The sequence below is a fragment of the Streptomyces monashensis genome, assembly GCF_001866665.1.
Lineage (GTDB): Bacteria > Actinomycetota > Actinomycetes > Streptomycetales > Streptomycetaceae > Streptomyces > Streptomyces monashensis.
Genome location: NZ_MLYO01000055.1, coordinates 175863 through 201785, shown reverse-complemented (window position 1 = coordinate 201785; position 25923 = coordinate 175863). Strand labels below are relative to the sequence as shown.

Genomic DNA, 25923 nt, shown 5'->3' with positions numbered 1-25923 from the left:
GACGCGGATCATTCAACGGATCAACCAAGCGTCGATCGCAGACATGGGATCACCCCACTGATTCCGGAAAGCAACAAGCAGGGGCGGGCGATGGAGCAGACACACACCTCCCAGAGCGGCGCGGCGACGAGCACCCCGGGCGCTCAGCGCCGGGTGCTGGTCGTCGAGGACGACCCCACGATCGTCGATGCCATCGCGGCCCGGCTGCGTGCCGAGGGATTTCTCGTGCAGACGGCGGCGGACGGTCCGGCCGCGGTCGACACGGCCGAGGCCTGGCAGCCCGACCTGCTGATCCTCGACATCATGCTGCCGGGCTTCGACGGTCTCGAGGTCTGCCGGCGGGTCCAGGCGCAGCGGCCGGTGCCGGTACTGATGCTGACCGCGCGGGACGACGAGACGGACATGCTCGTCGGTCTCGGCGTCGGCGCGGACGACTACATGACCAAGCCGTTCTCGATGCGCGAACTGGCGGCACGCGTGCACGTGCTGCTGCGCCGGGTGGAGCGGGCGGCCCTCGCCGCCACCACGCCCCGCTCCGGCATCCTGCGCCTCGGCGAGCTGGAGATCGACCACGCGCAGCGCCGGGTGCGGGTGAAGTCCGAGGACGTCCACCTGACGCCGACCGAGTTCGACCTGCTGGTGTGCCTGGCGAACACCCCGCGCGCGGTGCTCTCCCGGGAGCAGCTGCTGGCCGAGGTGTGGGACTGGGCGGACGCCTCCGGGACCCGCACGGTCGACAGCCACATCAAGGCGCTGCGCCGGAAGATCGGCGCCGAGCGGATCCGTACGGTGCACGGCGTGGGCTACGCCCTGGAGACACCGACGCCATGAGCGACGGCGGGCGCCAGGCCGCGCGGAGGAGCCCCGGGAGCCCCGGCGAGGACCCCTGGGGCGGCGTACGCCCGTTCTCGGTGAAGACCAAGCTCGGCGCGCTGGTCGTCATCTCGGTGCTGATCACCACCGGTCTGTCGATGATCGCGGTGCACACCAAGACCGAGCTGCGCTTCATCACGGTCTTCTCGATGATCGCCACGCTGCTGATCACGCAGTTCGTGGCGCACTCGCTGACCTCGCCGCTGGACGAGATGAACGCGGTGGCCCGCTCGATCTCGCAGGGCGACTACACCCGCCGGGTCCGCGAGAACCGCCGGGACGAGCTGGGCGACCTCGCCGGGACGATCAACGTCATGGCCGACGAGCTGGAGGCCCAGGACCGCCAGCGCAAGGAGCTGGTCGCGAACGTCTCCCACGAGCTGCGCACGCCCATCGCCGGGCTGCGCGCGGTGCTGGAGAACATCGTCGACGGGGTCACCGAGGCCGACCAGGAGACCATGCGGACGGCCCTGAAGCAGACCGAGCGGCTGGGCCGGCTGGTGGAGACCCTGCTGGACCTGTCCCGGCTGGACAACGGCGTCGTCCCGCTGAAGATGCGCCGCTTCGAGGTGTGGCCGTACCTGTCCGGCGTGCTGAAGGAGGCCAACATGGTGGCCTCGGCGCGGGCGGGCATCGCCTCCGGCTCCGGCAGCCACACGCGCACCGACGTCCACCTGCACCTGGACGTCTCCCCGCCGGAGCTGACCGCGCACGCGGACCCCGAGCGCATCCACCAGGTCGTCGCCAACCTGATCGACAACGCGGTCAAGCACAGCCCGCCGCACGGCCGCGTGACAGTGAAGGCGCGGCGCGGTCCGCAGCCGGAGTCGCTGGAGCTGGAGGTCCTGGACGAGGGCCCCGGAATCCCCCGGTCCGAGTGGCACCGGGTGTTCGAGCGCTTCAACCGGGGTGCGGTCACCCGGCCGCACGGCCCGGGCAGCGACGGCGGCACGGGGCTCGGGCTGGCGATCGCCCGCTGGGCGGTGGATCTGCACCGCGGCCGGATCGGTGTGGCCGAATCCGAGCGAGGCTGCCGGATCATCGTCACCCTCCCGGGACTGACTTCCGTCCCAAGTTGACGTAAAGTCCGAACCGGAAGCACAAGATCCACGACGGTCGCCGCCGCTCCGGCGCAGCCGGACACGTGTGATCAGGAGCAGGCCCGCAGCACCCTCCGCAGGAAGGCGCGCCGGGCCCGCGTCTGTGCACCCTCTCACATACGGAACCACGCTTGTTTCCCGCCATATCAAGCCCTGAAACAAGATTTCCGATGTGACTTACGCGACGATGACCTTGCTCGACCTGACCTTCCCGGCCAGGGAGGCGTAGCCTTTATTCCCGCTGTCCATCACCTTGTGAAGCGGAAGAGGGCGGTTGCCGCCGTGTCGCCACAGTCCCCCAGTAACCCGAGCGTCTCCACCGACGACCAAGCCGGGAAGAACCCCGCAGCTGCGTTCGGTCCGAACGAGTGGCTCGTCGACGAGATCTATCAGCAGTACCTCCAGGACCCGAATTCGGTAGACCGCGCCTGGTGGGACTTCTTCGCCGATTACAAGCCGGGGGCACCTGCCACCCCGGCTGCGGCGGGTACTGCGGCCGCGGGGGCCGCAGGGACCACCTCCACGGCCCCGCAGGCCCAGCCCGCGGCCCCGGCCCCCCAGGCCGCCGCCGCGCCGGCTCCCGCCGCCCCGAAGCCCGCCGCGGCCCCGGCCCCGGCTCCCGCGGCGCAGGCCGCCCCGGCCCCGGCCAAGCCGGCGCAGCCCGCACAGGCGCCCGCCCAGCCGAAGCCGGCCGCAGCCGCAGCCAAGCCCGGTGCAAGCACCGGCTCCACTGGAGCGGCCGGCGCCGCGCCAACGTCTGCCGCCGCGGCCCCCGAGGGCCCCGAGCTGGTCACGCTGCGCGGTCCGGCCGCCGCGGTCGCCAAGAACATGAACGCCTCGCTGGAGCTGCCGACGGCCACCTCGGTCCGCGCGGTCCCGGTGAAGCTGCTGTTCGACAACCGCATCGTCATCAACAACCACCTCAAGCGCGCCCGGGGCGGGAAGATCTCCTTCACGCACCTGATCGGCTACGCGATGGTGCAGGCCATCAAGGCCATGCCGGCGATGAACCACGCCTTCGGCGAGAAGGACGGCAAGCCGACCCTCATCAAGCCGGCCCACGTCAACCTCGGCCTGGCCATCGACCTGGTGAAGCCCAACGGCGACCGCCAGCTCGTCGTGGCCGCCATCAAGAAGGCCGAGACGCTGAACTTCTTCGAGTTCTGGCAGGCCTACGAGGACATCGTCCGCCGCGCCCGCGACGGCAAGCTGACGATGGACGACTTCACCGGTGTCACGGTCTCCCTGACCAACCCCGGCGGCCTCGGCACCGTCCACTCCGTCCCGCGCCTGATGCCCGGCCAGTCCGTGATCATGGGCGTCGGCTCCATGGACTACCCGGCGGAGTTCCAGGGCACCAGCCAGGACACCCTGAACAAGCTCGGCATCTCGAAGGTCATGACGCTCACGTCGACCTACGACCACCGGGTGATCCAGGGCGCCGCCTCCGGCGAGTTCCTGCGCGCCGTCGCGAACCTCCTCCTCGGCGAGAACGGCTTCTACGACGACATCTTCGAGGCCCTGCGCATCCCCTACGAGCCGGTCCGCTGGCTCAAGGACATCGACGCGAGCCACGACGACGACGTCACCAAGGCCGCCCGCGTCTTCGAGCTGATCCACTCCTACCGGGTCCGCGGCCACGTCATGGCCGACACCGACCCGCTGGAGTACAAGCAGCGCAAGCACCCCGACCTGGACATCACCGAGCACGGCCTCACCCTGTGGGACCTGGAGCGCGAGTTCGCCGTCGGCGGCTTCTCCGGCAAGTCCCTGATGAAGCTGCGCGACATCCTCGGCGTGCTGCGCGACTCGTACTGCCGCACCATCGGCATCGAGTTCATGCACATCCAGGACCCCAAGCAGCGCAAGTGGATCCAGGACCGCGTGGAGCGCCCGCACTCCAAGATGGAGCGCGAGGAGCAGCTGCGGATCCTGCGCCGCCTGAACGCCGCCGAGGCCTTCGAGACGTTCCTGCAGACCAAGTACGTCGGCCAGAAGCGCTTCTCGCTGGAGGGCGGCGAGTCCGTCATCCCGCTGCTCGACGCGGTGATCGACTCCGCGGCCGAGTCCCGGCTGGACGAGGTCGTCATCGGCATGGCCCACCGCGGCCGCCTGAACGTGCTCGCGAACATCGTCGGCAAGTCGTACGCGCAGATCTTCCGCGAGTTCGAGGGCAACCTCGACCCGAAGTCGATGCACGGCTCCGGCGACGTGAAGTACCACCTGGGCGCCCAGGGCACCTTCACCGGCCTGGACGGCGAGCAGATCAAGGTCTCGCTGGCCGCCAACCCGTCCCACCTGGAGACGGTCGACCCGGTCATCGAGGGCATCGCCCGCGCCAAGCAGGACATCATCAACAAGGGCGGCACGGACTTCACGGTCCTGCCGGTCGCCCTGCACGGTGACGCGGCCTTCGCGGGCCAGGGCGTGGTGGCCGAGACCCTGAACATGTCGCAGCTGCGCGGCTACCGCACCGGCGGCACGGTCCACATCGTCATCAACAACCAGGTCGGCTTCACCGCGGCCCCCGAGTCCTCGCGCTCCTCCATGTACGCGACGGACGTGGCCCGCATGATCGAGGCCCCGATCTTCCATGTGAACGGCGACGACCCCGAGGCCGTCGTCCGCGTTGCCCGCCTGGCCTTCGAGTTCCGCCAGGCGTTCAACAAGGACGTCGTGATCGACCTCATCTGCTACCGCCGCCGCGGTCACAACGAGTCGGACAACCCGGCCTTCACCCAGCCGCTGATGTACGACCTGATCGACAAGAAGCGCTCGGTGCGCAAGCTCTACACCGAGTCCCTGATCGGTCGCGGCGACATCACCCTGGAAGAGGCCGAGCAGGCCCTGCAGGACTACCAGGGCCAGCTGGAGAAGGTCTTCACCGAGGTCCGCGAGGCCGTCACGTCCCAGCAGGGCACCGAGCCGGCGCCGGACCCGCAGGCGGACTTCCCGGTCGCCGTGAACACCGCCATCTCCTCGGAGGTCGTCAAGCGCATCGCCGAGTCCCAGGTCAACATCCCGGACTCCTTCCACGTCCACCCGCGTCTGCTGCCGCAGCTGCAGCGCCGGGCGACGATGGTCGAGGACGGCACGATCGACTGGGGCATGGGCGAGACCCTCGCGGTCGGCTCCCTGCTCCTCGAGGGCACCCCGGTCCGGCTGTCCGGCCAGGACTCCCAGCGCGGCACCTTCGGCCAGCGGCACGCGGTTCTCATCGACCGTGAGTCGGGCGAGGAGTTCACGCCGCTGATGTACCTCGCCGAGGAGCAGGCGCGCTACAACGTCTACAACTCCCTGCTGTCCGAGTACGCGGTCATGGGCTTCGAGTACGGCTACTCGCTGGCCCGCCCGGACGCGCTCGTGATGTGGGAGGCGCAGTTCGGCGACTTCGTCAACGGCGCCCAGACGGTCGTCGACGAGTACATCTCGGCGGCGGAGCAGAAGTGGGGCCAGACCAGCGGCGTCACGCTGCTCCTCCCCCACGGCTACGAGGGCCAGGGCCCGGACCACTCCTCGGCCCGTGTCGAGCGGTTCCTGCAGCTCTGCGCGCAGAACAACATGACGGTCGCCATGCCGACCCTGCCGTCGAACTACTTCCACCTCCTGCGCTGGCAGGTGCACAACCCGCACCACAAGCCGCTGGTGGTCTTCACCCCGAAGTCGATGCTGCGCCTGAAGGCCGCCGCGTCGAAGACGGAGGAGTTCACGTCCGGTCAGTTCCGTCCCGTCATCGGCGACGCCTCGGTGGACCCGGCCGCGGTCCGCAAGGTCGTGTTCGTGGCCGGCAAGCTGTACTACGACCTGGAGGCCGAGCGTCAGAAGCGCGGCGTCACGGACGCTGCAGCTGCCGAGACGGCGATTATCCGCCTCGAGCGCCTCTACCCGCTGCCGGGTTCCGAGCTCCAGGCGGAGGTCAACAAGTACCCGAACGCCGAGAAGTACCTGTGGGCCCAGGAGGAGCCGGCGAACCAGGGTGCCTGGCCGTTCATCGCGCTCAACCTGATCGACCACCTGGACCTGGCGGTCGGCGCGGACGTCCCGCACGGCGAGCGCCTGCGCCGCATCTCGCGTCCGCACGGCTCGTCCCCCGCGGTCGGCTCGGCCAAGCGCCACCAGGCGGAGCAGGAGCAGCTGGTGCGTGAGGTCTTCGAGGCCTAGGCCTCCGGCGGTTCTGCCGAACACAGGGGCCCGGTGCCGAGTTCGTTCTCGGTACCGGGCCCTTCGCGTGACGGACGCTCAGCTCGCCTGCGGTTCGAAGTCCCAGTACGGGCGGTTGCGGGAGCGGGCCGAGATGGTGTGGGTGTGCTGGGGGCCCAGCGTGGCCGCGAGGTCGGAGAGGGCCTCCTGCTCGACCTTCTCGGCCTGCTGACGGTCCCGCAGGGCGCGCAGGTCGGCCGCGTGGGCGATCCGGGCGGACAGGGTCAGGGGGTGGGTGCGGCCCAGGGTCTCGGCCGCCCGGGCGATCGTGGCCCGGCTGAGGTCGGCGGCGGCCTCCGCGTCCCCGACGAGGTTGCGCAGGGCCGAGGCGTTGATGGCGCAGCCGAGGGTGTGCGGGTGGCTCTCGCCGAGCGCCGCGGTCAGCCCGGCCAGTGCTTCCTCGGCGACCGCGTACGCGTGCTCCCGTTCGCCGACGCTGCGCAGGATCAGGGCGTGGTTGGCGCGGGCTCCGATGACGAAGGGGTGCCCTTCGGGGAGCAGCATCTCGTAGCGGGCGATGACGGACTCGCTGGCCTCGCGGGCCTGGTCGATGTCGCCGTGCTCACGGGCGAAGCAACTCTGGCTGACGGCCGCGGCCAGGGTCAGCACATGGGTGTCGCCCAGCTTGCGCTCGTAGCCTTCGAGCACGCGCGTGAGGAGCGTGCCCGCCGCCGCCCGGTCGCCGCCGCGCAGTTGGCACATGGCCAGGTTGTGCTCGGCGCGCAGGGTGTCCTGGTTGTCCCGGCCCATGACCATCCGGTACTCGCGCACGTTCTTCGCCTGGGCGGACTCCGCCTCGGCGTAGCGGCCCAGCAGCCGCAGGTCGGTCGCGTACGACACCTCGGAGAAGAGCGTCCACGGATGGCGGCCCTTCAGCAGCAGGCGCCGGGCCTCCAGCGTGCGCTGGTCGATGCCCCGCGCCTCCTCGTAGCGGCCCATCAGCCGCACGGTGTAGCCGATGTTGTTCAGGGCGTTGAGGGTGCGCGAGTCCTGGTCCCCGAGCAGCTCGCGGTAGGCCGCGTAGAGCCACTGGGACATCTCCAGCGCCTCGTCGTAGCGGCCGAGTTCGCGCAGGTCGGCGGCGAGTCCGCCGGCCATGCGCAGATGGTCCAGGTCGCTTTCGCCCTTCTCCTCGCGCAGGTGCTCCACCGCCGCCCGCTCCAGGGCCTCCGTCTCCTGGAACCGCCCGGCCGAGCGCAGCAGGTTCGCGTAGTGGTAGGTGACCTCCCAGACCCGGGGGTGGGACTCGCCCAGCAGCCGCCGCCAGGTGCGCAGGGCGCGGGCGCCGAGATTGACGCCGGAGGTGTACTCGCCCGCGAAATACATGTAGCGCAGGCAGTTCAGCACCATGGTCTGGACCTTGCGGTCCTTGCTCTGCAGGACGTCGGCGTACTTCAGGTGCGGCACGATCTCCGCGTACGCGTCCCAGTTGCGGGTGTCCGTGGGGCGGCCGGGATCGGCCTCGGCCAGGGCGCGGCGGACCACGTCGATGAACTCGCCCCGGTCCGACTCGGGCATGTCCTTGTGCACGATCTGGTGGACCATGCGGTGCAGGTAGATCGACTCGCCCGTGGCGGCCGTCTCGTCCAGGGCCCCCTCGTGGGACTCCAGGCGGACCACCGAGTACTGGCGGAGCTGGTTGACCGCCTTGTTCCACAGCAGGGGGTCGTCGAGGAGACCGGCGAGCTGTTCGGGCAGGTCGTCGTGGGACATCTCCTTCAGCAGCCGGACGGGGATGAACCCGGGGGCGAAGAAGGTGCACAGCCGCAGCAGGTCGACGGACTCGGGGACGGTCTCGCGGAGTTTGTTCAGCAGTATCGACCACGCGGTCTGGAAGGCGAGCGGGAAGTCCGCGGACACCTTGACCACGTCCTGGTCGATGCCGCCCTCCAGCAGGCCGATGTACTCCTCGACGGACAGGTCGGAGTCGTTGAGCCAGCCCGCCGTCTGGTCGAGCAGCAGCGGCAGGTCCTCCAGGGCCTCCGCCAGCTGGTCGGCGTCCGTCTCGGTCAGCCGGGGCGCGCGGCGCCGGATGAAGGCCACGGACTCGTCGCGGGCGTAGACGGGCACTTCGAGAAGCTTGCTGTTGTGCTCGCTCCACTCGGGGTTGCGGGAGGTGATGATCACGTGGCCGGGGCCGGTCGGGACCAGGTCCCAGATCTGCTCGGGCTCGTCGGCGCCGTCGAGGATGAGCAGCCAGCGGGAGTACGGCTCGCCGCGGCGCAGGGAGTCCCGGACGGCGCGGAGCCGCTCGCCGTACTCGGGGCCGGTGGACAGGCCCAGCTGGGGGGCGAGTTCGGCGAGCAGGCGGCGGTAGCTGACCCGCTTCTCGGAGCCGACCCACCACACGACGTCGTACTCGGAGCCGAAGCGGTAGGCGTACTCGACGGCCAGCTGGGTCTTGCCCACGCCGGACATGCCGTGCAGGGTGAGGACGCCGGCGCCGGGCTCGCTGTTCTGGAGCAGGTGGTAGGCGTCGTTCAGGAGCGGCTCGCGGCCGGTGAAGCGCGTGTTGCGGCGCGGCACGCCGCCCCAGACGTCGGGCATCGAGGCGGGAAAGCGCGGGGCCGGGCGGGTGACGTCCCCGCTGATGCGGGTGTCGAGCGGCACGTCCAGCCGGTCCAGCAGCCGCCGTTCGGCCTCTTCCGCGCCCATGTTGGTCAGGTCGACCGGGGCGAGGACGGCGGTGGCGGAGGGCACGGTGGTGTTGGTGACGGACACCGCGGCGAACCGGTCCGGGTCGGGCGCGACGACCTCGCGCAGGGCCTCGTTCCACTCCTCGTGGGTGCGCGGGCCGAGCTGGAAGTACCACTCGCTGACCAGGATCAGGGTGCGGCCGCCGGCCAGCGTGAGGTCGCGCAGCAGGCCGGTGAGGGACTGGTCCGGCGGGGCGTCCCAGCGCAGGTACACCACGCGCAGACCGCGCCGCTCCAGCCTGTCCCCGATCCACGCCGCCCAGGGCCGGTTGAACCCGGCGAAGCTGATCGCGACGGTCTGCCTCGCGGCCCCCTTCCCGGTCGACCGGACCGGCGTACGAGCTTCAGACATGCAGCGGCCTCCAGCGCGTAGTACCTGAAATCGTAGGACCTCGGCGCGGCTCTGGGGAGTCCGGCGACTGCGGCAGAGCCGTGCCTGGGCCCGACGATCTTCCCGCAGTGCGGGGCGGGATGTCTGTATTTTGCCGATCGGCCTTTCATCGATTCGTGAACGGGGGCGCCGGAGGCTGCCGCTGCCGCCACAGGGTGCGTACGGCCTTGACGTACGCCTGGGCGCGTGCCGTGTACCCCCGGGGTGCCGGACGCGCGGCGAGCCGTTCGTGGACGGCGGCCATGGCGTCGACGAAGGACCGGCCGGCCGGTGTCAGGTCGGGCGAGCCGACGAGCGCGGGCAGGGCGGCGCCGACCTGGGCGTGGTAGCGGGCGTGCTCGGCCCATGCGGCCGCTCCCCGGGCGGGGTCCGCGAGCGCCCGGCGCTGGAAGAAGTCCGCCATGGCCAGGTGGGAGTAGGCGCCCTGGAGGAGGCCGTCGTACGGCCGCGGGTCGGGGCGCCAGGGGGCGAAGTAGCGGGCCTCGGGGCCGGCCCGGTGGAGCTCCACCAGCTCGCTGAGCGCGGCGAGTTTGGTGTGCTGCACCTCGTGCACGAGGGTCGCGGCGAGGGCCACCGGGGTCGCGGGCGTGCTGCTCAGGAGCGCGCCGAACGCCTCGCGCCGGGTCGCGCTGCAGCCGCCGCGGCCGGCGGCGCCGGGGGGCGGTTCCAGCGGGACCAGGCAGCGCAGCAGGGCGAGCGACTCGGTGAGCCGGTGCTCGCCCGCGCCGCGCAGTACGGCGGCGGTGCCGGACCAGGCCTGCAGCCAGCGTTTGCGTTCGGCGTCGTCGGGGGGCATGGGTCCGCTCAGCGCGTACTGGTCGGGTTCGCGGGGCGGGACGCGGTAGGGGTCGAGGTCGTCCAGCGGCATGGGGGCGGCGCCGGGCACGAGGCCGGGCAGGGCGTGGGCCGGGATCCAGGCGGGGGTCGCGGACCAGGCGCCGATGAGGTGCTCCGGGCACACCGTGACCTCGGGCGCGTCCGGCCGGCGCAGGGTCAACCGGCCCTCGGCGTGCCGGACTTCGACCCGTACGTCGTCCCGCTCGGGCAGGCGCAGGGCGCCGAGGGAGGGCAGGGTCAGCACGCCGTCGCGGGCGGTGAGGTCGGTGGTGAACGGCAGCCCGGCGCGGGCCGCGGCGGCCACGGCGACCGCGCTGAAGTGGGCCAGGTCCCGCAGGAGTCCGGTGCGGTCCTGTGCCGTGGGGCGGCCGTCGCGGGGGTTGAGTCCGGCCAGGACGCGCCGGGCCCAGGGTCCCAGCAGCGGATGGGTGAGGCGGGCCCGCGCCGCGGAGTGCGCGCCGCCGCCGGCCGCCCGGTCCGCCGCCGTCAGCAGCGCCCAGTCCTCGCGCAGCCGGCGTTTCGCCGGGCCGGGGCAGACGGCGGGGTCGGCGGCCTCGGCGGCGTCGAGCACGGCGCGGAGCATGAGCAGCCGTCGGGTGTCCTGGTCGCGGACGAGCAGCGCGAGGGTGTCCGGGCCGCCCTCGGTGCGGCTCAGCTCGGCAAGTGCCCGGTCCGGGACCGCCGGAGATGTCACGGGGTGCCCCCTTCGAATGACGCCGGAACCACCGGGCGGGTACGCCCGGTGCTCCGGGCTCCCCCGGCCAGCCGGCCGGCCACGTGCTGGATGAAGTGCTGGAGGTCCGCGCAGTACACGGACGGGTTCCGGAAGCCGTGTCCGGCCCGGTAGCGGTGGGCGTAGTGGCCGCCGCCGCACACCGTGAGCAGCGGACAGGCCCGGCAGCGGTCGGCCAGGGCGGCCGGGCCGGCCTGCCGGGCGGCGACGCCGGGGTGGGCGAGCGCCCGGTCGAAGTCGTGCCGGAAGACGTCCAGTCCGGTCGCGGCGGCGCCCTCGTACGCCGACTTCAGCGAGTCGACCTGCTCGATCGAGCCGTCCGTCTCGACCACGACGGCGTCGAAGGGCTGGAGCCCGAGCGACTCGGTGGCGGCCGGCAGGCCGAGCAGCAGCGCCAGGCACTCCTCGAAGAGCCGCACCCGCGTCTCGCGCCGGCCGGCCGACCACCAGCGGTCGAAGACCCGGCACAGCCAGGCGCCGTACCGCGTCTCGCCCCAATGCGGCGGCGGCGCCGACCAGTTGCCGTGCGGCAGCAGCAGATCCAGCGCGGGCGGGCCGAGCGCGAGCAGCGACTCGTACGTGTCGACCGGGTCGCTCGTGGGGTCGACGACGGTGAGGACACCGGCGTACGACCGCGGGAAGTGCTCGGCGACCAGCCGGGCACCGCGTGCCGCGGCGGGCCAGGAGGGCCGGCCGGCGTGGTCGACGCGCCGGGCGTTGTGCGCGGGCCGGCCGCCGTCGAGGCTGATGCCGACGCGGATGCCGTGCCGGGCGAGGACGGTCATGCGCGCGTGGGTCAGCAGGGTGGCGTTGGTCTGCACGGTGGCCTGCACCGCGCAGCCGGCCGGGACGCGGGCGCGGACGTCGTCGGTGAAGCGGGCGAGCGTGTCCGCGCCGGCCAGCAGGGGCTCTCCGCCGTGCAGGACGAGGGAGACGGCGCTCAGGGCGTGGACGCGCGCGTGCTCGGCGACGCGGTCGGCGGTGCGGGCCAGGACCTCGGCGGGGGCGGCGGCCGGGCGGGTGCGCCAGGTGTGGTCGGGGCCCTCGTACAGGTAGCAGTACCGGCAGGCGAGGTTGCAGCGGCCGTGCACCTTGACGATGAACTGCCGGAAGGGGCGCGGGGGTCGGGCCACGGGCGCGCCGGCGGTGTTCTCGGACACTCCAGCACCCCCATGCCGTACGCCCCGCCGGCTGCGATACGAGCGCGGGCCACGGCTCTCTCCGCCCGTATGGACGCGCATTCCCGGCCAGCGACCGGGCGCAAACCCCGACGGCCGAAGTTGGCTTCTTCTGCCCCTGGTTGACCGGGACGTGGAGGCGGCCGCCGGGGCTCAGAGGCAGTTGGTGAAGCCCCAGAGCATCTCGCTCGGCCGCTCCGCCCGCTCCCGCAGGCCCGTCAGCACCTCCTTCAGGACGGGATGCTCGACGGTGCGCAGCTCCTCCAGGTCCAGCCCCAGCAGGTCCGGCACCGGCAGGTCCGGCAGCGGTCCGGCGTTCTCCGGCGGGGGTTTCTCGTCCCGTGTGCCCATCCCCGTTCCCCTCTCCCTCTCCGGCGCACCGGCGTCTTGGCGCCGGTGCGCTCATTCCAGCTCGGCCAGCCGCTCCGCCGTGTCCGCCGCCGTCGGCCCGCCCGTGCCGAGGCTCGGGTCGGGCAGCCTCGACCACTCGGCGCGCGCCGCCCGGTAGGCCTCGCGGGCCGCGCGGGGGCGGGCGGCCGCCTCGTAGGACATACCCCGCCAGTGGTGCGCCTGCGCACCCACCTCCACCGCGTCCAGCCGTCGGCGCTCGGTTTCGGCCTCCTCCTCGGCGTCCCGCGCGGATTCGGCCGCCGAGCGGAAGGCGTCCACCGCGTCGTCCAGGCGGGTGGGCCGGCCGAGGCTGCGGTAGGCCTCGTACTGCGTCCGGCCCAGCTCCAGCCGGCAGCGGGCGGCCAGCAGTGCGTCGGCCGCGTCCGCCGCGGCCAGGCCGAAGAGGTGCTCCGCCTCCCGCAGGTCGACCCGGTCGCCGCGCAGCCGGTAGCGCAGGATCAGCGCGCGGCCCAGCATCAGCAGCCGGTACGCCGTGTGCCGGCTGCCCGTGGGCGTCTCCGTACGGCAGTCCCGCAGCACGCGGATCGCCTGGGACAACGGCTCCCACGCGCGTGCCGCGCTCTCCGCGACCGCGCGGCGCAGCAGCGCCTCGCCCCACTCGGCGAGGACGTCGGAGTGGCCGGACGCGTCCCTCGGCATGCCCGCGGCCGCCAGGGCGAACGCGTCGGCGGCGTCCCGCAGTTCGCGCAGGTCCCCCGACTCGGTGTACCGGGCGATCCGGACGCGTCCGGCGCGCACCTGCAGGAGGGCGCGCAGGCCGCGGCTGCTGGTGCCCGCCAGCGCCTCCTCGACGTGGTCCTGGGCCTCGGCCAGGTCCCCGCCCGACATCAGCAGGGCGTCGACCAGGTCGAGGCGGGCCCGGACGCGCTCCTGGGCCCGGTCGGCGCCGCCCGGGCTCTCCTGCGCCGCCTCGGCCGTCAGCGCGTCGCGCAGGGATCCGCAGGCCTGCTCGGCATAGCCGCGGGCCTGCTCCGGGTCGGTCGTGGCGGCCGCCAGGCGCAACAGCAACCGGCCGTGCGCGAGCGGCAGTTCGGGCGGGCGGTCCCGGCGGTCGGGCCAGATGTCGGCGAACGCCTCCAGCATGCCGACCGCGCCCTGGAGCAGCGCGCTGTCGTCGCCGCCGAGGTGCCACTGCGTCTCCAGCGCGCCCACCCGCTCCAGGGTGAGCCGCAGCGCCTCCTTCGGGTCCAGTCCGGGCGCGGCGCAGGCCACCGCGTACTCCCGGTCGGCGCGGCGCAGCAGGCCCAGGGCGCCGTGCTGGTCGCCGCGGCGCCTGCGGTCGGTGGCGGCGGCGCGCAGCACCCGGGCCAGCGCCGCTCTCTCGCGCAGCGCGTGCGGGTGCGCCACGGCCTGCTCGGCGGCCGTCTCGGCCTCCCGCAGCAGCTCGGCCCCGCCCTGCACCTCCCACAGCCGCAGCGTGGCGTAGGCGTACTCCGCCCACAGCTCGGGGTCGGCCCCGGCCGGACGCTCGTGCCCGGTGGCACCGCGCAGCAGCTGTACGGCGTCGATGGCGTCCTGCACCATGCCCTCGGCGTCGAACCGGGCGAGCAGGGTGCGGGCCCGGACCACCGCCGGATGCGTCGGCCGTTCCCCGGGCGTCTCGCCGCGGAACGGTTCGGGCAGCGGCATGAAACGCTCCAGCACCCGGGCCGCGACCTCGGCGAAGGGCTGCGGGACCAGCGTCGCGTCCCCGTTGTCGCCGTCCTCCGCGGAGGAGTAGCCGGTGCCGGGCGCGTAGGCCGGCAGCGGGTCCGCGGCGGGCGCCGGAAGCCGCTCGGGCGCGTCGTCGGGCGGGGCGTCGGGCACGGTGTCGGCCGCCCCGGCGAGCTGGGCGAGGGCCAGGGCCGGGAAGTTGGCGCCGCCCTTGCCGAAGTGCTGCTCGATGTACTCGGAACAATGCTTGAGGACTAAAACGGCCTCGTCCCGGCCGAGCGTCGACAGCAGCGCCTCGCGCACGTCGGGGTCCATCTCGTACCACTGGGCGGCGTCCGGCCCGTACTCCTCCTCGGCGCGCCGGACGAGGCCGCCGAGCAGCACCTCCGCGAGTTCGGAGGGGCCGGAGCCGGGCAGCATGGTGCGCTGCACCAGCTGCATCACCGGCAGGCACAGCGGGGCGGCCGCCAGATAGACGGCGAGCCGGCCGGCGGTCGGGGAGGCCGCGGCCCGGAACCTGCTGACCCGCTCCACCGAGGTCGGCGTGCGCGCAGGGCGCGCCTTCGGCGCGGGCGGCTGGTCCGGACGCACCCAGCCCACCGCGCCGGGCACCCCTCCGGTGCCGGGCCCGGACAGCAGCCGGGCCCATGCGCCGAGGGCCACCGGCTCGGGCGGCAGCACCGGTACGGGCAGCACGCCCGGCGGCGGGACCACGGGGGCGCCGCCGTGGGTGCGCACGTGCAGGCTCGTGCCGCCCAGGGTGTCGCCGCGGGTCAGTTCGCCGTACGTCACGGGCAGCAGGGTGCGGTTCCACAGGCGCTGCGGGAGCGGCTGGAGCACGGCGACGGGGGCGAGGCGGGCGAGGTGGTGCAGCAGCCGGTGCGCCCGGCCGGTGCGCCAGAGCGGGCCCGCGCAGTCGCTGACCAGCAGGGTGATCCGGCGGCCGGTGGGGTCGCTCAGCCGCTCCACGGTGTGCAGCGGGGCCGCGTGGGCGTCCGCGCTGCGGCTGACCGCCGGCGTGCCGTCCGGGCCGGTGTGCAGATGGCTGACCTGGATGTCCCCGAAGGCGCCCAGCTGGGCGAACGCCTGGTGGAGTTCGGCGAACATCCGGTCCCACACCCGCATCGAGGGCGCCGCGTCCAGCACCAGCTGGAGCCGGGCGTCCCGCCGGGTCACCGCGCGGTACACGGGCAGGATCAGACCGCCCGCGCGGGCGCTCAGCTCGGCGGTGGCCGTCTCGTCCAGCCGGGTGCGCAGCGCCGGTGCGGCACTGCGGTAGGCCTGCAACGGCCGCAGGGCGCGCTGGAGTTCGAGGAGGGAGGGCAGCGCGGGGGCGGCGGGCACGCCGATCGGCAGTGCCCTGATCCGCCCGCTCGCGCGGGTGCTCGGGGCGCCGTCCTGTGGCAACGGGTACAGCGTCACACGCCGGTCGGGAAGAGGGACGTCCGCCTCCGGCTCCCCCCACGGGGCGGGCGGCACGGCAGCCGGGGCGACCTGTCCCCCACCGGCGGGCCCGGGCCCTGCCTCGCCCGTCCCCGCTCCCGTCGAGCCCTGCCCGCCGCCGACGGCGTCCCCCTCGCCGTCGCCCTCGTCCTCCGCCCCGGTCCAGCGCGCCAGCCACAACGCGTCGCTGAGCTCCTCGGCATCGGGATCCATCCCGATCTCCCGCAACCGGCAGACGAGTTCGGCCAGCAGACCACCACCGCCGCTGCCGTCACGGGAGGCATCGGGCCCGGGCGGTTCGGGCGGGCCCGAGCCGGAGCCGGGGGCGGATGCGTCAGGCCGGCCGGAGGGGTCGGGCGGGAACGGGCCGTGGCGTGCCGCTGCGTCGGGCATCAACGCCTCACCTCGAACGGTCGAGTCGCTGGATGAGCAGATCGGCGAGGCGCTCGCGGCTCGGCGGGGCGGCGGCCGCGGTGAGATGGATCGCGTTCAACAGCTGGTCCGCGGCGAGCAGTTCGCTGCGGGAACGCTCCAGGAAGCGGGCGATCAGGTCGTCGCCCGCCCGCGCGGCCTCGACCCCGAGGTGGGCGCGGACGAAGGTGGCGAGTCGGTTGTGGTCGGGCCGGTCCAGCTCCAGATGGATGCACCGGCGCATCAGCGGCGCCGGGAAGTCGCGCTCCCCGTTGCTGGTGAGGACCACGAACGGGAAGGCGCGGCAGCGCACCCGGCCGTCACGCACCCGGACCTTGACGCCGTCGGCGGTGAGCACCTCGGCCTCGCCGCCGGGCAGCCGGTCGGCGATGCGCTGGAGCTCGGGTATCTCGAACTCGCCCTCCTCCAGCACGTTCAGCAGGTCGTTGGGCAGGTCGATGTCGCTCTTGTCCAGCTCGTCGATGAGCAGCACGCGCGGGGTGTCGGAGGGCAGCAGGGCGGTGCCGAGCGGTCCGAGCCGGATGTAGCTGCCGATGGCCTCCACGGCTCCGGGACTGCCCGCCGCCGCGCCGTCGCCCCCCTGCGCCGCGATCTGGACGTCCTGGAGGCGGGCGATGGCGTCGTAGTGGTACAGCCCGTCCTGGAGCGCGGTCCGGCTGACGATGGACCAGCGCAGCACCTCGCCCAGCCCCAGCTCGTACGCCACCGAGTGGGCCAGGGTGCTCTTGCCCGCACCGGGGCTGCCGGTGACGAGCAGCGGGCGGCGCAGATACAGTGCCGCGTTGATCATCTCCAGCTCCTCCGCGCCGGGCCGGTGCAGTTCGGCCAGGTGCCGGTGTGCGCCCAGCCTGCGGTCCTGGGAGCTGTCGCCGTCCGCGTCCCGGCCGGAGAAGTCCCGCCAAGGCGGGGGCGGCGGGAGCCGGCTCATCCCGTCGTGCGGTTCCCCGGCGCCTCGGTAGATGAGCCACTCACTGGATTCGGTCATGTCCAATCCTCGTCGTCACTCGTCCGCCACCGCAGCCGTCGAACGTGCCTCACGTTATCGACCCTCAGGACGCCTGGTAAGAGGAACTGGAGGGAACGCGCGCGCTGCGTCACGGCGCCTCCAGCAGATCTCCGGTTCCGGGCAGGGGGCTGTGCGGGTCGTCGTACAACAGTGCTATTCCATGGGCCCAGTAGGCCTCCGTGAGCCCCGCGTGGACCTGTCGGCGCAGCCCGTGCACCACCCCGGGCAGCAGGGCCACCCCGACGCCGTCGTCGACGACCGTCTTGGCACCCCGGTGGAACTCGCCGCACACGGACTCGGGTCGCCACCGCCTGCGGCGCCACACCGCCACCCCGAAGCCGGCGTTCAGGATCCGGCCGAGCGAGGCGGGGTCGCTCGCGTAGCGCTGGTCGCCCAGGCGGCACAGCACCGGGACGTCGTGCGGCGCGAGGCCGCGCAGCGCCGGGGTGTCCGGTACGGGCCTGCGCACTCCGTCGTCGCAGTCGAGCACCTCGGCCCGCGCCTGACGGGTGTGCAGCCGGCGCCAGCGGTCGCGGCGTTCGCCGTCCCCGTCGTCGTACGGCTCCCAGGCCGCCGCCGGCCAGGCGCCGGGGCCCCGCGACTCCTCGTCGGGCAACTGGTCACGGTCCGAGCAGCGTATGAGCACGGGCCGCTCGACGCCCACCGGGACGCCGTCCGGCCGCAGCCGCCAGTCGTCCACCGGCGTGTCCAGGAGCCGGTGGGGCAGGGCCACGTACAGGGGGGCGGGCCGTCCGGGCTCGTCGCACTGCCGGAAGGCCTCGGTGAGCGCGGCGGCCGCCCGGCCGTCGAGGTCGGCCAGCGCGGTGCGCTGGGTCTCGTGCAGCAGCGTCGTCGCGCCGTCCGCGTCCGCGACGGAGACCGACCAGTCGCAGCGGTCGGGCTCCCAGCCCCGGCACAGCACCACCAGCAGCACGGACGGCCCGGCCGGCGCGAGGGGCGGATGCGGGGCGGGGCGCTCCGGCACCCGGCCGGGATCGTCGTCGGGCCGCCCGTGACCGGCCCGTTCCCGACCGGCCCGCTCCCGGCCGAGCAATTCCTCGCGCTGCTGGGCGAGTTCGGTGCGGTAGCCGCTGTCGAGTCCCGTCGACGCGTGCCACACCCACTCCCACAGGGCCCGCTCGGCGGCGAGCACGCTGCGCGTGCGGTCGCGGTCGGCCAGCAGGATCCGCATCGCGTAGCCGATGACGAGCCTGCGCGCCTCGTCCTGCCGCGCGTGCTCGTACAGCACGCCCAGGCCGTCCCGCCAGCCGCGCGGCGCGGGCACCAGGGAGGGCAGCCGGAAGCCGGGCAGCGAACCGAGGATGCCGAGCAGAGCGCGGGTGCTGACCGGGGGCGGCAGGTCGGCCAGCCGCCCGAGCAGCTCCCCTCGCTCGTGCGGACTGAGCGCACGCCCGGGGCGCGCGCCGAGCTCGCCCTGGATGTCGGCCCAGGTGGGTGCCGCCGAGTCGGAGGGCTGCTGACGGTCGCGGTGATAGCGGTCGTGGGCGTGGAAGACGGCCTGGTAGAGGTCGATGTGCTCGATGGGGTCAGTGGGGCCGGTGGTGTCTTTGTGGCGGACGGGGCTCGAGGGGTCGGCGCCCGGGTGGGTGCCGCCGGGAGGGGCGTCACCGAGAGGGCCGCGGCCGGAGGGGGCCGGGCTCGGGTCGGCCGGGCCCGGGAGGGCGCCGCCCGCGTGGTCGCCGTTCCCCTCGGCGCCCTCGCGCCGGACGTCGCTCCGGTGGAGGGTGCGCAGCTGCTCGACGCCGATGGACGTGCCCCCCGCCCCGTGGTCCGCGCGGGACTTCAGGACGCCGACGACCTCACCGCGCACGGGGTCGATCACCGGCCCGCCGGAGACACCGGGCGGCAGGTCGTTCTGCCCGAGGCGCACCTGCTCCTCCGGTGACCAGGCGCTGATCGTCCCCTGGACCGAGAGGTACCCGTCGAGGATCTCCAGCCGGCCGCGGGCGCCCGTCCAGCCCGCGTAGTACACCCTGGTCCCGCCGAAGTGCGGGTTGGGCCGCTCGGAGACGTACACGCACGCGTGGCCGACGGGCTCGCGGAGCCGGACCAGCGCGAGATCCGGGGCGGGCCAGCTGCCGGGGACAAGACGGCCGGCGTGCTCCGGCAGGGTCGCCGCCACCTGTCCGGGCACGGCGCACGGGTCGTCGTAGGGGCTGGTCCGGTACACCACGACGACCTCGCCCCCCTCCTCGGCGTGAACCACGTGCGCGCAGGTCAGAACCCAGTTCGGCGCGACGAAGAATCCGCTGCCGAGGAAGCTGCCGGGCTCGTCGTGGGCATACCCGGCACCCGCGTGATGAATGCGCACCGTCGCCGCGAGAACGAGTTCACGCAGCGCAAGCCGGGCAGCGTCGAAGCCGTCCGGTGCGCCCCCGTCGTACCCCTGCGTCATGCCGTGCCCCCGACGCCGCCGTCCCCGACACCCCCGTGCCCCCGAGCGCCGGTGGACGCGCCGGTACCGGACGCCGGGCCGGGGGTCCGCGGGGGCGGGGGCACGCCGTCGGGGCCGTGGGCCGGCCGGGGGGCGGAGGCGTCCCCGGACGACGGGTCCGGCGGGCCGTCCCCGTGCCAGGTCAGGGTGACCGTGATGGCCGCCTTGGCCTCGCCGTCCGCGAGCAGGCCCACCACCTTTCCGGCCTTCGCGGTCAGCTCGATGCCGAACTCGACACTCACCTCGTCCGGCCGCACCGCCCGCAACGGGCCGGACAGTGACCGCGCGACACCGGTGATCAGCGACTGGAGGCTCTCGACGCTCGCCTCCACCCGCTCGGCGAACCCGGTGTCCGTGTACGACAGTCCCCCCGGCGGGTGTCCCCCCGGCGGCGCGGCAAGCTCCTCGGCCCCGGAGATCCGGGCCCACACCGGTGTGCCGTCCGGCAGCTGGATCCGCGCTACCCGCGTCAACGCCGTCGACTCCGCGTCCATCACGCTCCCCCGTCCCCTCGCCCCGTCGCGCCCCGCGCGGACCGCTCGCCCGCCGGGGCAGGCGGCTGCCTATCATTTTCCTGTTCTCGCCAGGCTCCCCAGGCGGAAAAGCGGCATCTTCCACCTCTCACAGGTTGAGGGTTCTTCCCGCCCGGGAGCGGCCCTATCCCTGCACTGAACGACGGAGCGGCATCCATGTACTTCACCGACCGAGGCATCGAAGAACTGGAGAAGCGGCGCGGCGAGGAAGAGGTCACCTTCGAGTGGCTCGCCGAGCAGCTGCGCACGTTCGTCGACCTGAACCCCGACTTCGAGGTACCGGTGGAACGTCTCGCGACCTGGCTGGCCCGCCTGGACGACGAGGACGACGAATAGTCCCGCGGCCCCGGTTCCCGGCGGTACGACAGCTGCCCCCGGCGGGGCGGTACGGCGACACGGCCGTACCGCCCCGCCGGGGGCAGCATCGCGTGAGGCCCACGAAAGGGTGTCTTGACTTTCCGCGACCGCGATATATCGTGAATGGAGAAGACGCGATATGGCGTGTCGCGAGTGCGTCGCCGCGCTTCGCCCCGCCGTGGCCGAGGAGGTCCCATGCCCGAATGGTCCGTGACAGAGCCCCGGAAGCTGACCTTCGACTCACGCGTGAGCGATCTCCGGGTCCGCCTCGTCAGCGGAACGGTGAACGTGGTGGGCACGGAAGAAGGTTCCGCCCGCCTGGAAGTCTCGGAGATCAAGGGCCCGCCCCTCGTGGTCACCGAGGAGGACGGCCGGCTGACGGTGGCCTACGAGGACCTGCCCTGGAAGGGCTTCCTCAAGTGGCTCGACCGCAAGGGCTGGCGGCGCAGCGCCGTCGTCTCCCTCGCGGTCCCGGCGGACACGCGCGTGGAGGTGGGCGTCGTCGACGCCGACGCGATCGTCTCCGGCATCCGCGGCCCCGCCGCGGTCAAGGGCGTGACGGGTGACACGACCCTGGTCGCCGTCTCCGGCCCGGTCCACGCGGACACCGTGTCGGGCAGCCTGGAGGCCCAGGCGGTCACGGGCGACCTGCGGTTCAACTCGGTCTCGGGCGACCTGACGGTGGTCGAGGGCTCCGGCCGCTCCGTCCGCGCCGACTCGGTCAGCGGATCCATGATCGTCGACCTGGACCCGGACGGCCCGACGGAGGTCAGCCTCACCAGCGTCTCCGGCGAGATCGCCATCCGCCTGCCGCACCCGGCGGACGCCGAGGTGGAGGCGAACACGGCGAGCGGCACGATCTCCAACGCCTTCGACGGACTGCGGGTGCACGGCCAGTGGGGCGCCCACAAGATCACCGGCCGGCTCGGCGCGGGCACCGGCCGCCTCCGGGCCACCACGGTCTCCGGCTCCATCGCCCTGCTGCGCCGGCCACCGCGCGAGGACGAGGAGCGCACCCCGTGGGAGTCGGAACCCCCACGGACACCGGGCACCGCCCCCGCCGCGGGCTCCGCGGCCGCCGCAGGGGAGAATTCCGTCTCCGGCCAGGACGCGGAGGCGGCCGACGCCACCGGCGGCTCCGAGACCTCCGACGCCCCTGCCGACGGTACGACCGACAAGAAGGTGCTCTGACATGCCTCCCGTCTTCGCCCACGGGCGCCTCCGCCTCTACCTGCTCAAGCTGCTGGACGAGGCCCCGCGCCACGGCTACGAGGTGATCAGGCTCCTGGAGGAGCGCTTCCAGGGGCTGTACGCCCCCTCGGCCGGAACGGTCTACCCCCGCCTGGCCAAGCTGGAGGCCGAGGGCCTGGTCCGGCACGCCACGGAGGGCGGCCGCAAGGTCTACTCGATCACGGACGCCGGCCGTGCCGAACTGGCCGACCGAAGCGGCGAGTTGGCGGACCTGGAGCTGGAGATCCGCGAGTCCGTCGCGGAGCTGGCGGCCGAGATCAGGGCCGATGTGCGCGGTGCGGCCGGCGACCTGCGCCGCGAGATGCGCGCGGCCGCCACCGAGGCCCGCCAGGGCGCGCGGACGGGCGCGGCGGGCCCGTCCGGGGAGTACCCGGGCGGCGACAAGGAGTCCTGGCGCGCCGCCAAGGAGGAGATGCGCCGGGCCAAGCAGGAGTGGAAGGAGCAGGCCCGCCGCGCCAAGGACGAGAGCCGCCGGGCCCGCGAGGAGGCCCAGCGGGCCCGCCACCAGGCCCAGGAGGCGCAGGCGCGGGCACGGGCCCAGGCGCAGGAGGAGATGCAGCGCATCGCCCGCCACGTCCAGGACCGCGTCCAGGACCACTTCACGCGCGGCGACTGGCCGACCGGCGTGCGCGAGGGCCTGACCGAACTGGCCAAGGAATTCGGCGACTTCGGCAAGGAGTGGAGCAAGGGCCTGGGCAAGGAACGGGGCTTCACCCGCACCCCGGAGGGCGCGGCGCGGCCCACCACCACCCCGGCACCCGACTACATCGCGCCGGCCGAGGAGTTCCCGGTCGAGTACGAACCCTCCTGGTCCCACGAGGACTTCACCGGAGACCCGGCCCGCGACCTGGACCGCCTGCTGGACCGCTTCCGCGACGACATCCGCGACACGGCCCGCGACCACGGAGTCACCACCGACCAGCTCCGCGAAACCCGCCGGCACCTGTCCGCGACGGCGGCGCGTATCGCCGCCCTGCTGCACCAGCCGAAGCCCTGACGGAGCCTCCGGCCGGAGGGGCGCCCCGAGGAGGCCCACCCCTCCGGGCGGGCAAGGCCGTCACAGCACGCCCTGCACCGTCTCGTACGTCACCCCGTGGTCCGCCAGGACCTCGCCCGCGACCCCGGGACGAATCGTCAGGGACAGCAGGATGTGTTCGTCGCTGATATGGCCATCTCGGCGGCCGACGGCACTGCGCAGGGCGCCCTCCAGGACGTCCTTCGCGCCCCGGTCGAAGGAGCGCCGGCCCGGCCGGCGGCCCCGGTCCGTACGGCTGCCGGACATCGCGCCGACGCCGTGTGCCTCCTCGACCCGGGAGACGATCTCGGACACGTCGATCCCGAGACCCGCGAGCGCATCCGTGTCGGCCCGCGACAGCCCGGCGCGCCGCCGGGCCTCGTCCAGCGCCTCCCGCACGGAGGCCTTGCGCTGCGCGAGCCCGAGCGCGGCCAGCGCGGTCGACGCACGGCCGGTGTCCCGGTCGAGAAGGGCGAGCAGCAGATGCTCGGCGCCCACGGTCCGCTCCCCCGCACGCTCGCAGTGGCCGACCGCGCCCACGACGACCTCGCGGGCGTCCTTGGTGAAGCGTTCGAACATCACTGCCTCCCGTGCTTCTTGTGGACGGCCTGCCTGCTGACACCCAGCTCCGCGGCGATCTCCTGCCACGACCAGCCCTGATTGCGCGCACTGCGCACCTGCACCGCCTCCAGCTGCTCCAGCAGCCTGCGCAGTGCGGCGACGGCCCGCAGCCCCACCCGCGGGTCGCGGTCACCGGCACGCTCGGCGAGATCGGTTGCATCGGTCATGATGTCAACTTACGTTGACATAGCCGTCATGTCAACCAGAGTTGACATGACGGAATGGGCATGACGGTCGACCGACCGGCCGGACTCAGGAACCGGTCAGCACGATCTTCCCGAACTGCTCGCCCGACGCCAGCCGCTCGAAGCCCTCACGGGCCCGGTCCAGCGGCAGCTCCTCGTCGATGACGGGCCGTACGCCGGTCGTGGCGCAGAAGGAGAGCAGGTCCTCCAGCTCCTCCTTGGTGCCCATGGTCGAGCCGACGACCTTCAGCTCCAGGAAGAAGATCCGGGTCAGCTCGGCGTGCGAGGGCCGGTCGCCACTCGTCGCCCCGGAGATGACGATCGTCCCGCCGGGCCGCAGGGACTTCACCGAGTGCGACCAGGTGGCCGCGCCCACGGTCTCGATCACGGCGTCCACCCGCTGCGGCAGCCGCGCCCCGGACTCCACGGCCTCCACGGCCCCCAGCTCCAGGGCCCGCTTCCGCTTCGCCTCGTCCCGGCTGGTGGCGAAGACGCGCAGCCCCGCCGCCTTGCCGAGCACGATGGCGGCCGTGGCGACCCCGCCGCCCGCGCCCTGCACGAGGACCGAGTCACCGGGCCGTACCCCGGCGTTGGTGAACAGCATCCGGTAGGCCGTGAGCCACGCGGTGGGCAGACAGGCCGCCTCGGCGAAGGACAGCTCCTTGGGCTTGGGCAGCACGTTCCAGGTCGGTACGGCGACCTGCTCGGCGAAGGTGCCCTGATAGCGCTCCGTGAGGATGGAGCGCGGCTCGTCCGGGCCGACGCCGTGGCCGGTCTGGCCGATGACGGAGTGCAGGACGACCTCGTTGCCGTCCGCGTCGACCCCGGCGGCGTCGCAGCCGAGGATCATCGGCAGCCGGCCCTCGGGGAGGCCGACGCCGCGCAGGGACCAGAGGTCGTGGTGGTTGAGGGAGGCGGCGCGCACATCGATCGTGCTCCAGCCGGGCCTGGCCTCGGGAGCCGGACGCTCCCCCAACTCAAGGCCGGTGAGCGGCTGGTCGCGGTCGATTCGGGCGGCGTAGACAGCGAACATGGGCCCGACGATAGGTGCGTGGATCAGCCGAGGGAACCAGGCACCCCTGTGACACATGCCCTCTTGCACACCGGCACCCGTGCGGCGCAGGCCGCGCGCCGGCGCCGTACGGAGCCCCCTGACGCGACTGGCCCCGCCTCGGCAGGCGGGGCCAGTCGCGTCGGCAGGCGTGCGTCCTAGAGGCGCGCGACCCCTTCGGCGCGGGCGGCCGCGGCCACCGCCGCGGTCACCGCCGGGGCGACCCGCTCGTCGAACGGCGACGGGATCACGTAGTCGGCGGCGAGGTCGTCACCCACCACGGCGGCCAGCGCCTCCGCGGCGGCGATCTTCATGCCCTCGGTGATCCGGGTGGCCCGCACCTGGAGCGCCCCCGCGAAGATGCCCGGGAACGCCAGCACGTTGTTGATCTGGTTCGGGAAGTCCGAGCGCCCGGTGGCGACGACCGCCGCGTACTGGTGCGCGACGTCCGGGTGCACCTCGGGGTTCGGGTTGGCCATCGCGAACACGAAGGCGCCCTCGGCCATGGAGGCCACGGCCGCCTCGGGCACCGTACCGCCGGAGACGCCGATGAAGACGTCGGCGCCCGCGAGGGCGTCCTCCAGCGTGCCGGTGATGCCCGCCTTGTTGGTGAAGCCGGCCACCTCGCGCTTGACCGGGGTGAGGTCCTCCCGGTCGGCCGAGATGACGCCCTTGCGGTCCGTGAGGGCCACGTCCCCGACGCCGGCCCCGATCAGCATCTTGGCGATGGCCACACCGGCCGCGCCGGCGCCCGAGATGACGGCCCGCAGGTCGCCGATCTCCCGGCCGCTCAGCTTCGCCGCGTTGCGCAGCGCCGCGAGCGTCACGACGGCCGTGCCGTGCTGGTCGTCGTGGAAGACCGGGATGTCGAGGCGCTCCTGGAGCCGCTTCTCGATCTCGAAGCACCGGGGCGCCGAGATGTCCTCCAGGTTCACGCCGCCGAAGGACGGAGCCAGCCGGACGACGGTCTCGACGATCTCGTCCACGCCCGTGCAGTCGAGCGCGATCGGGACCGCGTCGACACCGCCGAACTGCTTGAAAAGGATCGCCTTGCCCTCCATCACGGGGAGGGAGGCCTGGGGACCGATGTCCCCGAGCCCGAGCACGGCCGTGCCGTCGGTCACGACGGCGACCACGTTGGACTTCCACGTGTAGTCGTTGACCAGCTCCGGCTGCTCCGCGATCGCGGTGCACACGCGCGCGACGCCGGGCGTGTACGCGAGGGAAAGGTCGTCCTTGTCGCGGACCGGCACGGTGGCCTGCACGGCCATCTTGCCGCCGCGGTGCAGCGCGAACGCGGGATCGAAGGACTCGAGGGGCTCGGCCCCGGTGTCCTGATCCGTATCGCTGTCGCTGCGAGGATTGACGATCTCCGCTGCCACTTTGTCTTACCCCTTAGGTATGCATGGTTTGAGGGTCGACCACTCCTGGTGAGGGGTGGGCGGGCACCGCGTACGGCCCGATTGCTGATACGTACGAGCACATACGCGACGGGCGCGCCG

Annotated in this window: 18 protein-coding genes; 6 read left to right on the top strand and 12 right to left on the bottom strand. The window is 73.4% G+C overall.

Annotated features, from left to right (window positions below; translation table 11 throughout):
• Positions 1-90: 90 nt before the first annotated feature.
• From BIV23_RS30720 to BIV23_RS30710, 3 genes are all read left to right on the top strand, one after another.
• Complete coding sequence (locus BIV23_RS30720; protein ID WP_071376483.1) at positions 91-831, top strand: response regulator transcription factor; 741 nt, start codon at positions 91-93, stop codon at positions 829-831.
• Positions 828-1952, top strand: coding sequence for a sensor histidine kinase (locus BIV23_RS30715; protein ID WP_071384238.1), 1125 nt, complete (start codon positions 828-830; stop codon positions 1950-1952). The genes BIV23_RS30720 and BIV23_RS30715 overlap by 4 nt, the downstream gene beginning before the upstream one ends.
• A 303-nt stretch (positions 1953-2255) precedes the next feature.
• Positions 2256-6134, top strand: coding sequence for a multifunctional oxoglutarate decarboxylase/oxoglutarate dehydrogenase thiamine pyrophosphate-binding subunit/dihydrolipoyllysine-residue succinyltransferase subunit (locus BIV23_RS30710; protein ID WP_071384260.1), 3879 nt, complete (start codon positions 2256-2258; stop codon positions 6132-6134).
• Positions 6135-6212: 78 nt separating this feature from the next.
• Here the strand turns inward: BIV23_RS30710 and fxsT are convergent, their stop codons facing one another.
• The 8 genes from fxsT to BIV23_RS30670 all read right to left on the bottom strand — a co-directional run bounded on the left by fxsT (position 6213) and on the right by BIV23_RS30670 (position 19902).
• Positions 6213-9221, bottom strand: a complete 3009-nt coding sequence (fxsT, locus tag BIV23_RS30705) for an FxSxx-COOH system tetratricopeptide repeat protein (protein ID WP_071384237.1) — start codon at positions 9219-9221, stop codon at positions 6213-6215.
• Between the two features lie 145 nt (positions 9222-9366).
• Positions 9367-10791, bottom strand: a complete 1425-nt coding sequence (locus BIV23_RS30700) for an aKG-HExxH-type peptide beta-hydroxylase (protein WP_071384236.1) — start codon at positions 10789-10791, stop codon at positions 9367-9369.
• Entirely contained in the window at positions 10788-11990 is a 1203-nt protein-coding gene (locus BIV23_RS30695; RefSeq protein WP_245790707.1) for an FxsB family cyclophane-forming radical SAM/SPASM peptide maturase, read from the bottom strand. The genes BIV23_RS30700 and BIV23_RS30695 overlap by 4 nt, the downstream gene beginning before the upstream one ends.
• A 171-nt stretch (positions 11991-12161) precedes the next feature.
• The gene (gene fxsA / locus BIV23_RS30690; protein ID WP_071384235.1) at positions 12162-12359 is read right to left on the bottom strand and encodes an FxSxx-COOH cyclophane-containing RiPP peptide; all 198 of its coding nucleotides are present in this window, start codon (positions 12357-12359) and stop codon (positions 12162-12164) included.
• Between the two features lie 51 nt (positions 12360-12410).
• Positions 12411-15908: an SAV_2336 N-terminal domain-related protein gene (locus BIV23_RS30685; protein ID WP_107471311.1), complete on the bottom strand. Its 3498-nt coding sequence runs from the start codon at positions 15906-15908 to the stop codon at positions 12411-12413.
• Between the two features lie 7 nt (positions 15909-15915).
• Positions 15916-16932: an AAA family ATPase gene (locus BIV23_RS30680; RefSeq protein ID WP_071384234.1), complete on the bottom strand. Its 1017-nt coding sequence runs from the start codon at positions 16930-16932 to the stop codon at positions 15916-15918.
• A gap of 109 nt (positions 16933-17041) precedes the next feature.
• Complete coding sequence (locus BIV23_RS52355; RefSeq protein ID WP_071384233.1) at positions 17042-19369, bottom strand: VMAP-C domain-containing protein; 2328 nt, start codon at positions 19367-19369, stop codon at positions 17042-17044.
• Positions 19366-19902, bottom strand: coding sequence for a CU044_2847 family protein (locus BIV23_RS30670; RefSeq protein WP_071384232.1), 537 nt, complete (start codon positions 19900-19902; stop codon positions 19366-19368). The genes BIV23_RS52355 and BIV23_RS30670 overlap by 4 nt, the downstream gene beginning before the upstream one ends.
• A 195-nt stretch (positions 19903-20097) precedes the next feature.
• Here BIV23_RS30670 and BIV23_RS30665 point away from each other — a divergent pair, with 195 nt between their 5' ends.
• The 3 genes from BIV23_RS30665 to BIV23_RS30655 all read left to right on the top strand — a co-directional run bounded on the left by BIV23_RS30665 (position 20098) and on the right by BIV23_RS30655 (position 22546).
• The gene (locus BIV23_RS30665; RefSeq protein ID WP_003992906.1) at positions 20098-20277 is read left to right on the top strand and encodes a DUF6104 family protein; all 180 of its coding nucleotides are present in this window, start codon (positions 20098-20100) and stop codon (positions 20275-20277) included.
• 216 nt (positions 20278-20493) lie between these two features.
• A complete protein-coding gene (locus BIV23_RS30660) occupies positions 20494-21489 on the top strand; it encodes a DUF4097 family beta strand repeat-containing protein (protein ID WP_071384231.1) in 996 nt (331 codons plus the stop codon).
• A gap of 1 nt (position 21490) precedes the next feature.
• A complete protein-coding gene (locus BIV23_RS30655; RefSeq protein ID WP_071384230.1) occupies positions 21491-22546 on the top strand; it encodes a PadR family transcriptional regulator in 1056 nt (351 codons plus the stop codon).
• A 60-nt stretch (positions 22547-22606) separates the two neighbouring features.
• Here BIV23_RS30655 and BIV23_RS30650 read toward each other — a convergent pair whose 3' ends face one another.
• The 4 genes from BIV23_RS30650 to BIV23_RS30635 all read right to left on the bottom strand — a co-directional run bounded on the left by BIV23_RS30650 (position 22607) and on the right by BIV23_RS30635 (position 25803).
• Positions 22607-23143 (bottom strand): Clp protease N-terminal domain-containing protein, encoded by a 537-nt coding sequence (locus tag BIV23_RS30650; RefSeq protein WP_071384229.1) that lies wholly within the window; start codon positions 23141-23143, stop codon positions 22607-22609.
• Positions 23143-23352 carry a helix-turn-helix domain-containing protein gene (locus BIV23_RS30645; RefSeq protein WP_071376494.1) on the bottom strand — a complete coding sequence of 70 codons (210 nt, stop codon included), beginning with the start codon at positions 23350-23352 and terminating at the stop codon, positions 23143-23145. The genes BIV23_RS30650 and BIV23_RS30645 overlap by 1 nt, the downstream gene beginning before the upstream one ends.
• An 85-nt stretch (positions 23353-23437) precedes the next feature.
• On the bottom strand, positions 23438-24403 hold the full coding sequence (locus tag BIV23_RS30640) for a zinc-binding dehydrogenase (protein WP_071384228.1): 966 nt from the start codon (positions 24401-24403) through the stop codon (positions 23438-23440).
• A gap of 176 nt (positions 24404-24579) precedes the next feature.
• Positions 24580-25803, bottom strand: a complete 1224-nt coding sequence (locus BIV23_RS30635; protein WP_071384227.1) for an NAD(P)-dependent malic enzyme — start codon at positions 25801-25803, stop codon at positions 24580-24582.
• Positions 25804-25923: the final 120 nt, after the last annotated feature.